Annotated in this window: 13 protein-coding genes; 2 read left to right on the top strand and 11 right to left on the bottom strand. The window is 42.3% G+C overall.

The features are described 5' to 3' along the window. A complete protein-coding gene (locus tag C0V70_RS08705) occupies positions 1-831 on the bottom strand; it encodes a phosphatase domain-containing protein (protein WP_158649623.1) in 831 nt (276 codons plus the stop codon). 87 nt (positions 832-918) lie between these two features. Here C0V70_RS08705 and C0V70_RS08700 point away from each other — a divergent pair, with 87 nt between their 5' ends. Next, positions 919-1,515: a hypothetical protein gene (locus tag C0V70_RS08700; RefSeq protein ID WP_102243474.1), complete on the top strand. Its 597-nt coding sequence runs from the start codon at positions 919-921 to the stop codon at positions 1,513-1,515. On the opposite strand, the gene C0V70_RS08695 is transcribed toward C0V70_RS08700, so the two are convergent. From C0V70_RS08695 to C0V70_RS08660, 8 genes are all read right to left on the bottom strand, one after another. Further along, the gene (locus C0V70_RS08695) at positions 1,512-2,534 is read right to left on the bottom strand and encodes an alpha/beta fold hydrolase (RefSeq protein WP_102243473.1); all 1,023 of its coding nucleotides are present in this window, start codon (positions 2,532-2,534) and stop codon (positions 1,512-1,514) included. The two genes, C0V70_RS08700 and C0V70_RS08695, sit on opposite strands and share 4 nt — an antisense overlap. An 84-nt stretch (positions 2,535-2,618) precedes the next feature. Continuing rightward, positions 2,619-3,335 (bottom strand): 2Fe-2S iron-sulfur cluster binding domain-containing protein, encoded by a 717-nt coding sequence (locus C0V70_RS08690; RefSeq protein ID WP_102243472.1) that lies wholly within the window; start codon positions 3,333-3,335, stop codon positions 2,619-2,621. Positions 3,336-3,344: 9 nt separating this feature from the next. Beyond that, positions 3,345-3,629 (bottom strand): polyhydroxyalkanoic acid system family protein, encoded by a 285-nt coding sequence (locus C0V70_RS08685; RefSeq protein ID WP_102243471.1) that lies wholly within the window; start codon positions 3,627-3,629, stop codon positions 3,345-3,347. Between the two features lie 25 nt (positions 3,630-3,654). Beyond that, positions 3,655-4,113, bottom strand: coding sequence for a dUTP diphosphatase (gene dut, locus C0V70_RS08680; protein WP_102243470.1), 459 nt, complete (start codon positions 4,111-4,113; stop codon positions 3,655-3,657). Further along, positions 4,113-6,245, bottom strand: a complete 2,133-nt coding sequence (pnp, locus tag C0V70_RS08675) for a polyribonucleotide nucleotidyltransferase (RefSeq protein WP_102243469.1) — start codon at positions 6,243-6,245, stop codon at positions 4,113-4,115. Before pnp ends, dut begins: the two co-directional genes overlap by 1 nt. 226 nt (positions 6,246-6,471) lie before the next feature. After that, on the bottom strand, positions 6,472-6,750 hold the full coding sequence (gene rpsO / locus C0V70_RS08670) for a 30S ribosomal protein S15 (RefSeq protein ID WP_185902995.1): 279 nt from the start codon (positions 6,748-6,750) through the stop codon (positions 6,472-6,474). Positions 6,751-6,828: 78 nt separating this feature from the next. Further along, complete coding sequence (locus C0V70_RS08665; protein ID WP_102243468.1) at positions 6,829-7,797, bottom strand: RNA polymerase factor sigma-32; 969 nt, start codon at positions 7,795-7,797, stop codon at positions 6,829-6,831. 42 nt (positions 7,798-7,839) lie between these two features. Then, positions 7,840-9,516, bottom strand: a complete 1,677-nt coding sequence (locus C0V70_RS08660; RefSeq protein WP_102243467.1) for a hypothetical protein — start codon at positions 9,514-9,516, stop codon at positions 7,840-7,842. 41 nt (positions 9,517-9,557) lie between these two features. Between C0V70_RS08660 and C0V70_RS08655 the strand changes: the two genes are divergently transcribed. After that, positions 9,558-10,967 (top strand): hypothetical protein, encoded by a 1,410-nt coding sequence (locus C0V70_RS08655; RefSeq protein WP_102243466.1) that lies wholly within the window; start codon positions 9,558-9,560, stop codon positions 10,965-10,967. Position 10,968: 1 nt separating this feature from the next. Here C0V70_RS08655 and C0V70_RS08650 read toward each other — a convergent pair whose 3' ends face one another. Beyond that, complete coding sequence (locus C0V70_RS08650) at positions 10,969-12,822, bottom strand: FecR family protein (RefSeq protein ID WP_102243465.1); 1,854 nt, start codon at positions 12,820-12,822, stop codon at positions 10,969-10,971. Positions 12,823-12,919: 97 nt separating this feature from the next. Further along, positions 12,920-14,416 (bottom strand): SpoVR family protein, encoded by a 1,497-nt coding sequence (locus tag C0V70_RS08645; protein ID WP_102243464.1) that lies wholly within the window; start codon positions 14,414-14,416, stop codon positions 12,920-12,922. Between the last annotated feature and the right edge of the window lie 6 nt (positions 14,417-14,422).

Below are 14,422 nucleotides of genomic sequence, written 5' to 3'. Positions count from 1 at the left end.
TTAATAACGGTGGTAATACTCGGCCCAATACTTAAGCGCCTGAGTCTTCCCTTCTGCCTTACAGCTCTTTTGAACCTCTTCATTCACGATAATCGACTTGCCTTCGCAGATAGCTTTCAAGCGATCACCAAGTGTATCTAGAGTGTAGCCCGGAATGAGGTCTTGTTTTTTATACTGAGTAGTAATTAAGTCCTGAAGCTTTGGACTCATATAAGAAAAAAATGGGTCTTCAATCAACTCACGCTCAGAGAAGAAATACTTCACTCCCGGAAGTCTCACTACCGGAAGAGTTGTGCTGAAGAATGTTGCTTCTGTACTTACATCGCGGATATAAATATCAGCGTTCAAATTCATTTCATTGTTTAGGTCATAGTAAACTTTAGCGTCGTGCTGAGAGTTGTCGCCAAAGAAAATAACTTTTGGGGCCTGGTCTTCCATCATCTCTTTTTGCAGAAGAGCTTTAATCGTTCTGTATTTGTAAGCGTAAGTTTCGCCACCATTGTCTTTTGTTTTTAAAATCACCGGACCAATAGGGAAATTATTTTTTCTGATCCACTCATCGCCATCAAAAGTAAACGATGGTGCTGCTGAAACGTAATAGTAAGCCGTTGCTTCACCGTGATCGTTTTCATCTTTTTTAATTTCATTAAACAAGTCGCGGGTTTCTTCATAGGGCTTCTTTTTTAAAAAGTGCCACACGCCTCCGATTCCCCCCATAGAGTTGGCCTTTTTAATAGTATCGTCGATATCAGAAACAATAATTGTTTTAGAAAAGCTCGCAAAGGAATATGAGAACAAACTTAATAGGACTAAAAGCTTAATCGATTTCACTGGGTGGCCTCCATGGAGTTTACACATTTATGAGAAATAGTTTAAAGTGAGGCCCTATCAAAAGTAAAATTTAACTCAAGGCGTATTATGGGTCTTATGTATATTTTCCCGGTTACAGACGATCAATCAGAAGGCGATCGCGCAGTTGTGAAAGACAACGGTCTGACTCTTAAGACTTACGGTCTTCCGATGATCTTTTGGGGCTACCTGGCGGCGGCCATGTCTGTTCTTTTAATTATGTGGCTCGCAAGCCGTGCCGTCATTGCCAAGCTTTTAAGTTACGGGGAAGACCCTACAATGCTTTTTCTGGGTCACCTGGTGCAATGGACCCTGATCTTAACTCCAATCGTCCTCTTAGGATTTTTTTTCTACGAGAAGATGCTGACGAAAAAAGGGCAGGAACTCATCGTCACTTACCGCGTATTCTTTATTCCATTTTGGATTAAAAAATTCCGCTTAAGCGCTCAAGACTCTTTTACTGTTGATCACTTTATGGACTCACCAAATATGGCGAGAATCAGAAACAGACAAGGTCTGGGAAGCCCGGAAGCGATGAAACACTTTGAGAACAAGGGCTACTTTGAACTCAACATCAAGACTGACAAGAACAAGTCCGTCAACATCGACAGACACTCTCGAAAAGCTGATCTCATTAAGCTTAAAGAACTTCTTTCAAAGTACTAGTTAAAGAATTTTTCAATCTCTAAAAGGACCACACCTCTGTTGTGGTCCTGATCCATCAGCACTTCATGCTTAGAATCTTTCAGGAACACACGATTACAATGAGGGGCCTCTTCGCATAGGCGGACCATTTCACCTGGCTCTGAGTAAGTCTCATTTCCGGCATGGGCCATGCGAAGCGAAAGCTTCAGGTCGCTGTAATTTTTTCTGATATGAGCTGTGGCGCTCATGACTTCATTGAGCCATCTGTTGGTCACGCCACCCAATTTGGTTTGTGGGAAGTAATCAAACATATCCATCGCCATATTGTAGCGGGCCTCTGAAGTGGTGAATGTATTGGCCTCAAAATTTCTATTTGGGTTAAAAGGCTTTTGTCCGACAGCATACTTTTTCCCGCGTCCCGCTGCCATGCTGGCAAGAACAATGCTTCGAGCGACAGCGTAGCTATAAGGTGCCGTTTGGATTTTTAACATCGGGCTGGTTAAAAAAGCGCGGTCGAAATACTCCGGATTCTTTTGCATAAAATCCACCGCAATTCCAGCTCCCAGAGAGTGAGCAATCAAAAGTTTTTCAGAACAGCCGGCATTGCCGACAACGGTATCTAAAAATGTTTTTACGTCTAAAGCGTAGTTTTCAAAATGATCGACATACCCTTTTTCTGAATCACTTGCCTCATCATTAATCATGCGCCCTGAACTTCCCTGTCCTCTATGGTCCATCAGGAAGTACTTAAAGGCCCCGGCCTTTGCTCCATGGTCCAGGTCGTAGACCACTTCAGCGTATTTTTCTAGCGGCTCGCTTCGCCCGGGAAGAATAACTAAACAGCGTGTGCTTTGATCATTTGAAGTGTAAGTGGCGTAATGAATATTCACACCCGCCTGGCCTTTAAAAGTAGCATTTTTAAATGAGCCGATAAGCGGGAGGATTTTTTCTTTGTATTCTCTGGCGTAGTTTGATTCGCTGATGGCGAATGCTGATGTGGAGAAAACTGTTAAAGCGACAAGTGCTAATAAGTTTTTCATGCGTTTCTTCCTTGAGTGATGAATACCTAATACAAGATTAAGTATTAATTCATCTCTAGGCGTCGTCAAAACGCGAAGCGTTCTCTATCCGCGGAATTTCTTAAAGTCTTTGTCCGACTTAGGAATCTCTTGAGATTTCTTCACTAGTTCCTTGTCATTCTTTAGCTCAGCTTCCTTCGCAAGACGCTCATCTCTAAGCTTCTGCTTTTCTGCCGAAAGAGGTCTTGTGTACGTTTCTTTTTCGTAGTCAACCTTATCAGTGTCAAAGAACTTGGGACGCTTTCCACCGGCAAGTCTCTTAGGCGCGTTTGCGTCTTTTTCCTTTTCCCAGTGCTTTTGCCAAGTATCATTCTTTTGTTTTTGGTCGCGGTCAAATTGAGCGCGCTCTTCTTCTTGTTCAGCGCGGGCGCGGTCTATGTCACTTTCTTTTCTGACTCGCGTTTGAACCTGCTTTTTTTTTGAAAAGTTAGAAGTTTTGCTTCTTAGTTTTTCTTCATCAGAGGCCTTATCGTGTTTTGAAATATCAATCGTCACGTCCCCTGTTACCATTGTCTGGCAAGCAAGGCGCTCTTTTGTGATGTGAAACACATTTCCTAAAAGCTTCAGCTCCTCAAATGGAGGTGGAGTTAAGTTGTCTTCGCCCGAGACGATTTTAATAATACAGTCCGTGCATGTCGCGTGTCCGCCACAGCTCGACTTAACGTAAACGTCTTGCTCGCGAAGGGCCGCAAGAAGGTTTTTCCCTTCTTCAACTTCAACAACTTTCCCTTCAGGTCTAAGGGTTACTTTATGAGATGTCATATATTCCTTTTATAAATTCTTTTTAATTTGCCCTTCGATCTTCTCTAAAATTTTGCCTTTAAGAGGCTTAAGAAGAAACGAGAGGTCTAAGTCCACATCACAGTGCTTATCAAAAAAGCATAGCTCCAGTGTGAAGCCCGATCCTTTTGCTGTGACCTTTTTGCCGGCATCGTCGTATTTGATGTCAGCTTTAACTTGAAACTTTTCAATATACTCAGGAGTGATCAGCTTCTTAACTTTCTCATAAGCGTCAGCTGAATTCGTGAGATTATTATAATCAATTTTTAAACTCATCCTTGAATCTCCTAAAATCTAAGTTCTATTGTCTGCCAGTTGAACCGAATCCGCCGGTTCCTCTGGCAGTATCAGAAAGTTCACTTTCTGATACGATATAGGCCGCTTGAGTCACCGGTGCAAGCACCAGTTGGGCCACGCGGTCGCCGTGATTGATCACTTCATCATTCTTACCAAGATTTCCTAAAATGATTTTCACTTCACCACGGTAATCTGAGTCGATTGTCCCTGGTGAGTTTAAAACCATAAGTCCTGTTTTAAATGAAAGCCCTGAACGTGGACGAACTTGAATTTCGTACCCGTGCGGGATTTCCATTGAAAGACCTGTAGGGATTAAAACGCGCTCCCCTGGTTTTATTAGCAGCTTTTCACCGTTTCCAAGAGAAGCGCGTACGTCTGCACCCGCTGCTCCTGTCGTTTCATACGATGGTAGTGGAAAGCTCGAGTCGTAATGCTCGAGCTTTTTTACTTTTACAGTAATCACTATTTGCCTTCTTTCTTTTTTAGAGACGCAACAGCTTTAGCTGAAAGCTTGATTCTTCCCATCTTATCGATTTCAAGAACCTTAACTTTAATTGTCTCACCTTCTGAGATGTAGTCAGCAGGGTTTTGAACACGGTCATCAGACATTTCTGAAACGTGAACAAGACCAGATACACCTGAACCGATGTCAACGAAAGCTCCGTATTCTTTAATAGAGTCAACGCGAGCATCGTATACTGAACCAATTTCTGGTCCATTGATTTGCATATTGATTGTGCTGATAGCAGTTTTTAGAACTTCCATATCAGATCCAAGAACCTTAACCATTCCTTCTTCAGTGATTTCAATTGTCACTTTGAATTCTTCTTGAAGCTTCTTGATGTTTTTTCCACCAGGTCCGATTAGAGCTCCGATCTTATCTGTCGGAATCATAACTGTCATGATTGTTGGAACACCTGGCTTGAATCCTTCTCTTGGAGTCTTGATTGTTTTTTCCATTTCACCAAGGATGTGTAGACGTCCTTTGTGAGCTTGAGCAATCGCTTCAGCGATGATTTCGCGAGTAAGACCTGTAATCTTAATATCCATTTGAATAGCTGTTACACCATCTTTTGTTCCAGCAACTTTAAAGTCCAGGTCTCCCAGGTGATCTTCGTCTCCAAGGATATCTGTTAAAACTTTATATTTTCCACCGTCAGTGACTAGACCCATTGCGATCCCCGCAACTGGAGCTTTAATAGGAACCCCTGCATCCATAAGAGCAAGAGACCCAGAACATACTGACCCCATTGAAGAAGATCCGTTTGACTCTAGAACTTCACACACAACTCTCGTCGTGTATGAGAAAGTTTCTTGAGAAGGCATAACTGCTTTAAGCGCGCGTTCTGCAAGGTTACCGTGACCTAATTCACGTCTACCAGCTCCACGTGATCCTTTTGCTTCCCCAACTGAGAATCCAGGGAAGTTATAGTGAAGGTAGAATTTATCGTAAGTTAATCCTGAAATTCTGTCGGCCATTTGGTCACCAACAGATCCACCAACAGTTACAGTCGCCATTACTTGTGTTTCACCACGAGTAAACAGAGACGATCCGTGTGGAGCTTGAAGAACTGAAACTTCAGTTTCAATCTTTCTTACTTCATCAAGTTTTCTTCCAGCGATACGCTTTCCTTCGTTAAGGATGTCCGCTCTCATCATGTCGTATAGAAGACCGTCTACTGCTTTATAAGCTTCTTTAGATGCGCCTTTATCGTCTTTTAATCCAAATGCAGCTGGGTCAGCTTTAATAGCTTCAGCAACTTTCTTGTTAAGGTTTCTTACAGCGTCCTGACGTTCCATCTTATCGTTGATTGATAAGGCTGCACGAGCTGCTGCAGAGAAATCTGTGTTTACTTTTTTAGATAGAGTTGTGTTCGCTTCAGCTGAAACGTATGTACGTTTTGCTTTACCAACTTCTTTTTGCATTTTAGCAACTAGTTCACAGAATTCTTTTACGTGATCGTGACCAAAGTTGATCGCCTCAAGAACTTCTTTTTCTGGAACGATATGAGCTTCACCTTCAACCATTAGAATCGCGTCTTTTGAACCAGCGATAACGATTTCAAGATCTGATTTTGCCCAGTCAGCGTGGTCAGGGTTAAGAACAAGCTTTCCATCGATACGACCAACTTTTGCTGATCCTAATGGTGCTGCAAATGGGATGTCTGAAATAGCGATAGCAGCAAATGCTCCTAGACCCGCTAGAACTTCTGGATCCCCAGTTTCGCTGTATGAAAGAACTGAACATGTTACAACAGTGTCGAACATGTAGTCGCTTGGGAACATAGGTCTTAGTGGTCTGTCGATAAGTCGACATGCCAGGATTTCTGCTGTTGAAGGACGGTTTTCACGTTTAATGAATCCACCCAGGAATTTCCCAGCAGCGTAGAATTTTTCTTGATACTCAACTAGAAGTGGAAAGAAATCCTGTCCATCTTTTAGTTCGCGTGCAGAGTTAACAGCAACGAGAACCTGAGTTCCGTTACAGCTTACTAAAACTGCTCCGTCTGATTGTTTTGCGAGTCTTCCAGTTTCGATAGTAACTTCCTTACCACCGTAATTGATTTTGTACTCTTTCTTGTTGTTTAAAGCCATAAATTCTCCATGTACGCACCATCATTGGTGCTTTGTTATGGAAAAGATCTTTGTGCTTTTTAGGGAGGGATTTTAAAAGATATTTCAAGGCAGTGGTGTTTAAGACAGACACTAACTTCAAATATCCTTCAAATTCCTACACCCAAAAATTCGAAGTCTTTTCTCTAGTAATAGTTTAACGATATAAAACAAAAAGGGAACCCGTAGGTTCCCTTTTTTGGTTTTTTTACTTTCTTAGACCAAGTTTCTTAATTAGAGCTTGGTATTTTTTGTCATCAGTCTTAGCTAGGTAAGAAAGAAGTCTCTTTCTTTGACCAATTAGCTTTAGAAGACCTCTGTTTCCAGAGTAGTCGTGCTTGTTAGCTGCGAAGTGAGGTGCAAGGTTGTTGATTCTTGTTGTGATAAGCGCAACTTGAACAGCTGTACATCCTGAGTCTTTTTCTGATGAACCGAATTCTTTTCCGAACTCAGCTACGATTTTTTTTGATTCTGCTACAGTAATCATAATGTCTCCTCGCCAATGCCCAAGCATGGGGCCAATCCCCAAACCTAGATAAAGGTGTTTTTTAATAGTTCTAACCTTTTAGCGGATAAATTCAGACATGTAAACTTTTAAATTTCCGATCAGTCGTTCTTCGATCTGACGGATTCGTTCACGCGACACGCCATATTGATCGGCGATGCTCTGAAGCGATGCAGGAACCTCTGACAAGAGGCGCATCTCAAAAATCTCTCTATCTCTTTCTTTTAGACCACTTAAGAAGTTTTGAAGCTGCTCTTTTAAGATCTCTACCCCTTGAAGGTCGGCCAGCTTATCATCGATAGCAAGCTCATCCTTATCGGCCAGGACTTCGCCAAGGCTTGGGCCATTTTCATCAATTTTGGCCTCTAAAGAAAGTTCGTTTCCAGAACTTCCCAGACGGCGGTCCATTACGGCCACGGCCTTTTCAGAAACCCCTAAACTCTCCGAGATCATCTTATTGTCCGGGTTAAACCCCAAACCAATCAAGCGCTCTTTTTCTTTCATCAGATTGAAAAAGAGTTTTTTCTGCTCATTAGTCGTCCCAATTTTTACCAGGCGGAAGTTATCGAGAATGAATTTTAAAATATATGAACGGATCCACCAGCTGGCATAATAAGAAAGTTTCGCCCCTTTAGTGGCATCGTATTTTGAAACGGCCTTCATCAGACCGATGTTCCCTTCCTGAATCAAGTCCATGACGTTTTGCCAGGCCGAACGGTATTCAATGGCAATCTTTACGACGAGTCTCAGGTTGGCCAAAACAAGTTTCTTGGCCACTTCGATATCACCGGTTTCCTGAAGCTCTTTTAACAGGGCCTCCTCTTCTTCATTTGAAAGAAGTTTATAGCGGCTGATCTCACGCACGTAAGTTGTAAGTGGGTCAGTCGTTGTTGGAAGATCGCTAGCACGGTTGTGCTCGAGAATGCTCTGAACCACCAAAGCATCAGATGTCTTTGGAAGAATCACCGGAAGGTGGTCTTCGCCTTTTTTAGATGCCTGATTTTTTGATGTGCTTGTTTTTTTGGCCATGAAGGATTTTAAACCATTTCTGCCATTGTTGTCACATTTCTTTTACTTTTTACTCGGGAGTTTTTCTTGACTCTTTTGCACATTTAATTGGTGATTCAGGTACTTTAATGCAAAGAGGCCATAGTTGATTTCTACGTTTACTTCGTACATGCCGGCGCCTGTGAAATTAAGCAGCTTCTCTGGTGTGTCGAGGATCTGAGTGGTTAACTCATTGACGATCAGAGCTTCAAGATCTCCCTTCCACGGAGGGATGATAAATTTTTCACGCGCACCTTGAACATCCTTAGTCACCTGCATTTTAAAGCGGTTTTTAAGGCGTGTCTTTTCAGCGGTATCACGGTAGTCAGTATTCTTCATCGTTGTTCGATAGTATTCAAGGAAACTTTTTTGTACAAAGATCTTAAACTGCACTTTTAATTTTCCGGCGCGCTGATTGATGCGGTCAAACTCCCCCAGGTTAACATCAAAGGCCACACGCAGTTTTCCCGAGCGGAAATCGTAATACTGATTGCGGTCGATTAGCTCCAGAGTAAGCGGCTCTTCGAAATAAAGATCGAGAGTATTGGTTTCACTTTGAGCGCGGGCCCATTTGTTCCAAGTATAATCCACACTCGAGCGGAAAACGTCTTCACCTGATTTGAACTTTTCCCCACGCAGAAGAAAGTCAGGTACACCAGTGATTAAAGCAATGAACTGTGAATTGATAAAGTTCTCTTCTTCAAAAGTCATACTGTTCATCATCTTGGCAAGTTTTGGATCGCTGTCTTTTGGTTTATAATCAACCGTTCTGAATTCTTCACAATAAAGGCGTTTGATATCATCAGTGATGTTTGTTCCCCCTACTGAGTAATAGAACTTATTTAAAAATTCTTCGCGGGAAACTTTTCTGCAAATCAGGTTCTCGCACCAGACTTGCGCAGTGTTTTTGTTTTCTTTTAAAAAAAGTGAGTTGTCGATTTCTTTCCAGCCTATATCCTGATTGGACATTTGTCTGGCAATAAATGACATCAATGCCGGGTTTTTCAGGATGGGAACCATCAGCCCCGGATTAGTCGGATTTCCATTCCACGAACAAAGCGACTGAAAAAGCTTCACTGTATAAAGCATCTCCTGCTCCAGTGCTTTTTTCTCCGGAAGATAACTTGAAAGATTATCAGGAAAATAAGGATTCCCTTCCACACTTGGAAGCTTAAAATTATTATCCTTGTCGAATTTCAAACGAAAGTTGGCCAGGAGTTCTTTTTTACTGATGATGGAAAGATTCGTTGAGCAATAGTTTCCAACCAGACCCTCAACCATGTTGTTGTATTCATCGCTGGTGAACTCCAGGGCCTTGGCGTACTTAGGAAGCGCTCTGGTGGTTAAGTCCAGGCCGATATACTGAATAAGCGCCAATACAGAGCGCTTCACCTGCACTTTCTCCCATTCAGTCGCATAACGAATCTCTCTGCCTCCACGGCAGTAGTTCAGCGTGTTTTTTCCTTCCTCGTAAAAACCGCGGTAAATAGCGAGCTCACGCTTTAATTCAACAGAAGCGTTTTTTAGAGACAGGTCACGGGTGTAGACATAGTTGAGTGGATCACTTTTATTTTCAGAATAATCATCAGAGAAATTCCCTAACACCAAACTCTCCACCGGCGCCAAAGCAAAAGCACTCGGAAGAAGCACCAAGAAGGCAAAGAGAAAAACGGCAACAAGTTTTGTGTTTAGGACTTTCATAGTTTTTTAAAGTTATCGGGATAAAACCCGAAAAATTAAGCATGAAAGCATTATATGTCCTTTTATTCCTGAGCCTCCTGGTTGGTTTTATTCCAATGAAGGCACATGCTCAGGCCAATGAAGACGAACTCAAAGAGATCATCCTTGAGGGCGAAGAATACTCGCTTGATGCTTTGACTGAAACTAATCAGATTAAAGACAACAACCAAAGACAAGTCGATCTCTACAATTTACAAAAGGCCAAATTTAAAATGATCAGCGGCGATTTAAAGCTGGCCGAATTTTTCCTGGGAAGAATCAGTGAGAAAGAAAGTGCGGTGATGGCGATAAAAAAGCGCTACCTGGCGATGATTTATTTTGTCCAGGGACGCTTTGATAAATCGATTAAAGAACTCGATGACCCCAAAGTTAATAACAACAATTATTTTATTCAGAACTGTCTTCTGCGCCTGATTAACTTCATGGCAGTCAACGATGTTGCGGCCATTAACCGCGAAAAACAATCCTGCCAGTTCTACACCATGAAGTTTTCTAAGAATGACCAGTTCTGGCTGGATTCGATGATAAAACTAAAAACCAATGACGTTCAGGGGCTTAAAAAGAATATGCTCACTGATATCGAATACACCATCAGCGACGATGAAATGTCGAAGCTGTGGCTTAAAACCGGACTGTATCTCAACAAGGAAAAAGACCTCCTTAACTTGATTTCTCTTTTACCGGAGAGCTCGTACCAGTCTAAAAAACTGCGTGAGATTATCGCCTTTATGTATCTGCGCTCAGGTGATTCGAAAAAGGCCCTGGCCTTCGTCGATGACATCGACTCTGCCAATGCCGAAAACATCAAAGGGAACATCAATCTTGCCAACAAAGAATACGAACTCGCTTTCGGTCACTTCCGCCTGGCCCTGCAAAAAAAGCAGGACTCGCAAAACTCGCTTGAGCGCGCTATCCCGCTTTCATGGCTGCTCAACCAATGGGCCGATGGTCTTTCAATGCTAAATAATATTTCCAATAAGAGTCTTGATCCAAGAAACTCACAGGCGCTTAAAATTGCTTTTTTAATCAGAGAAAAAAGATTTGTTGAGGCCCAGAGAGAACTCACACTTTTAAAGATCGCCTTTAAAAATGAGCCACCTTTTGAAGTCAACATCATGGATAGTTACGTCAACCTTATTGTAGGCTCTGAAAAAAGAAAGGCCGAAGAGACGGCCGAAAAATCATGTAAATCTTTTGATGGAATGAGCTGCTGGATTTCTCTGCAGTATATCCAGTGGGAGAATCTGGGGAAAACAATTCAAAGGGATGAGGCCACTTATACTGATAAGACACTTTCTCTGGATTCACTAAAAGAAAAGAAAACAATTGAGCCATTGGTTGAAGCTAAGAGCATCGACCAGTCTGACATTGAAGAACTTGATGGTGAGACCATTAAGATCTCACCACAATAATTTAAAGATTCATTGTGTATTTTAATTCCAGTGCGCGTTTTTCGCGTTTGATATCATTGGTAATGAGCCCTGTCCCCACTTTTGCAGACTCGTTTTCCATCACAAAACCAAAGGCCAGTGATCGCTTCTCATCCAAAGCGTATTGTGGCATTAACTTAAATGAAAAACCGCTGATCTTTGAAACAACGGCATCATTAAATCGTTTTCTAAATCCCATGTTCGCAAAAAATTCAGCATTGAGAGAAAAATGGTTTGAACGCATCAACTCGGCCGTTGCACCCAGGTTAATTTTTGTGATGACGATACGGTTAAGTTTGAATACATCAGGGGTCATTGATGTCTGAACAGCATAAAGTGACTGGTCTAAAACAAGTTTACTCACCAGGTCCACTCTGTTAGTTAGAGCGTATTTTAACCCCACAGTCATATCAAACTGTGCTTTTGAATCCTGAGAGAAGCCGCGATTAGAAAGATCGTCAAACTCTGTTGATCCATAGGACAAACCTAAGAGAGGAGCAAAACGGTTTGTCGAAGCAATCTGCCATTCAACATTAAAATTGTAAGGTTTGTCGGCATCCATATCCATACGATCGTTAACTTTTATTTTTTCTCCGCCCATCCCCAGCATCAAACTCACATGGTCGCGGATAAATTTCTCTCGCAGGGTTTTAGCCGCAATGACCACTTCCCCATCTAAATCTCCCACGACAACATCGCGGGCAATAGACTTGTTTAAGTCTTCTCTTAAAGCAAGAAGCTCGGGCTTAACCTCTGCATTTTTTTCAACCACAAATCCTTTTTGAGCGTCGAGGACAAGCCCTTTTGGTGCCACATACTGTCCTGTATCGGCATCAATCTCACCGCTCTTATCCGAAACGTAAACGCCATTTTTTGAATCGAATGTTGAACCTGCTTCCGGAGCAACGTAAAGACCCGTGACCTCATCAATAAAACCTCCGGCCCTTGGAGCGAAATCACCGTTTTTAGCATTGTAAAGACCATCGGCCGGTGCACTTTGTGGGGCAACGGCAATCACCGGCTCCACCGCCTTATCCAATTGTGCTGATTTTAAATTCACCAGGTTCTTTTCATTGAACTCAGTGTTTTTAAATAAGGCATTTAATTGCACTGGTGAAATCTTAACTGGCAGAGACGATTTCTTCAGGGCCTGCGAAGAAAATGAACTTTGCCCTGGAGGAACGATGACCACATCACTTGAAGCGAGAACTTTTTTAAGTTCCATTTTTTCGTCGACGATTTTTCCAGGGATTTTTTGAAGCTCAGGGGCCTTGGTTACATCATCTCTTACCACTTTGGTTTCACCAACTTCAAAACGCTGGTGAGTGCTCTCATCAACCTTGGCCATGGCGACGGCACCTTTATAAGTTAGAAGCGAAGTCATGCGGTTTTCAGGATTATAAATCGTCTGGAAATCCGTCCCGCGCACACCTAAAGCAGCGGTGCGGGTTCTGATATAAAATTTATTCTGGTTTTGCGAATTAGGTTTTTGTGACTTCTCAACTTCCGTCCTGATTCTTCCTTTTAAAAGGGAGATGATCCCCACTTGTTCATTAGGATTCATTTCGGAAATAACAATTTTACTTTCCGGCCCCATATTAAGTTCTGACTTATCAATGAAAACGATTTTAACGAAACTTTTTGGGCCTGTAACAATCGATGTATCTTCCGGAAGCTGATCACCTGCTTCCAGAACAGTGGCCTCAAGAGCGCCAGGAAGAAGCTTCGTTACATTCCCGCGGATCTTTGCAACAGAAGCAATCGGAGTTTTTGCTGCAAAAAGTGGTGAAGACAATAAAAGAGTAACCAATAAACCTGTCGATTGGATTGTGCGCATAAACTCTCAAGCAAAACGAGTTAATATTTTTTTATTTATTTTACTCGAATTGATAAAGAGTACAAGGAAAGATCAGGAAAACTAAAGTGAGTTAACCTTACTTTGTCTGCTTGAATTCTTTCCCGTCAAAACTCAATGTGATGTTCTGCTCTTCCTGACGGCTAGTGATATTCACCGGTCTCTTCCAAAGAGCATAAAGGTTTTTAAGCGTATCAGAAGCATAACCAAAATCCAGGTCTACTCCACGGTGAACGTGGCGAAGCAGAAGCTCTCCCCTGTTTTGGTAGTTTCCGCTTTCAATTTCAATCACCGGTGAACCGAAGTTTGAAAGAGATGAAAGAAGCTTATTTTTGATATCCATGAAATCGCGGGTCTCAATTTCATTGCGGCCCGTGCGTGGATTGAATTTATAAGTAAAGAGCTGTTGGCGCTCACAGAACTCAGGAGTAAAGAATTCATCGATAAAACTTACGTCGTTGTGAGTTCTTCTGACCTCAAAGATTTTCTGGCGGCCAAGACCTAATTTTTTGTCCCAATTCGCTTTTAAGTGCATATCTTCGCATTCGTTATATTCTTTTCCGAAGCGGCCTGTGTTCCAACGGTATTCGATATCTCTATAAAGCTCAATTCCGATTTTATACGGGTTGATGTTCTGCCTGCTCATCGCCATAACGCCTGCATGGTGATCGGCGTAATCAATGATCTCAGAGGCCTTAAGCGCCCTGGTTGTCATGATGTGTGAGTGCCAGTAACTTGCCCAGCCTTCATTCATAATTTTTGTTAAACGCTGAGGAAGGTAGTAGTAAGCTTCATCTCTTAGAATCCCCAGGATATCGGCTTCCCACTCTTCTAACGGAGCATTTTCCAGAAGGTAGTGCATAATATCGCGAGGGTAATTGATTTTTTTCTCGCGCAGATCGGCCGATTCCTCAATCACTTGTTGAGGAGCAGATCCTTCTTTTCTGTCTTTAGAGCGCATAAATGATTTAAGCGCATTTGAGCGGTCATCTGAAAGATTCGCGATCTCTTCGCGGGCCACTTTCATGCGCTCTTCACTTTGTCTTCTGCTTTCTGGAGTTTCAAAAAGCATTCCGACATCAATTAAATTTTCAATTGAGTTTACGCGGTCGATGAATTCTTCAACTCTATTTTGCCCGTAACGTTCCATATAACGACGGATCTTTGTTCCGTGGTTGGCCATTACGGCCAGCATGTTCCTGTCTGTGTTAGCAAACCATGCATTGTTTTTAAAGAAATCCGCGTGCCCATAAACGTGGGCCATAACAATTTTCTGATCGACCAGGTGATTGGCATTTAACAGGTAGGCATAACAAGGGTTGGTGTTAATAACCATCTCGTAAATTTTTTGTAATCCGTAAGCGTAGCCTTTAGAAAGTTGATCGTAGTCCATCCCGAAACGCCAGTGCGGGTAACGAGAAGGAAATCCACCTTGAGCGGCAAGGATGTTAATAGTGTCATAGTCGCAAACTTCAAAGCGAACTTCATAAAAATCCAGTCCGAATTCCTTGGCATAACCATGGATCTCATCTCTGATTCTTAGTAACTCTCCATCAAGTGGCTTGGTTCTCGACATCTGTCT

Source organism: Bacteriovorax stolpii (genome assembly GCF_002872415.1).
GTDB classification, from domain to species: domain Bacteria; phylum Bdellovibrionota; class Bacteriovoracia; order Bacteriovoracales; family Bacteriovoracaceae; genus Bacteriovorax; species Bacteriovorax stolpii.
This window is presented reverse-complemented; position numbering and strand designations above follow the sequence as displayed.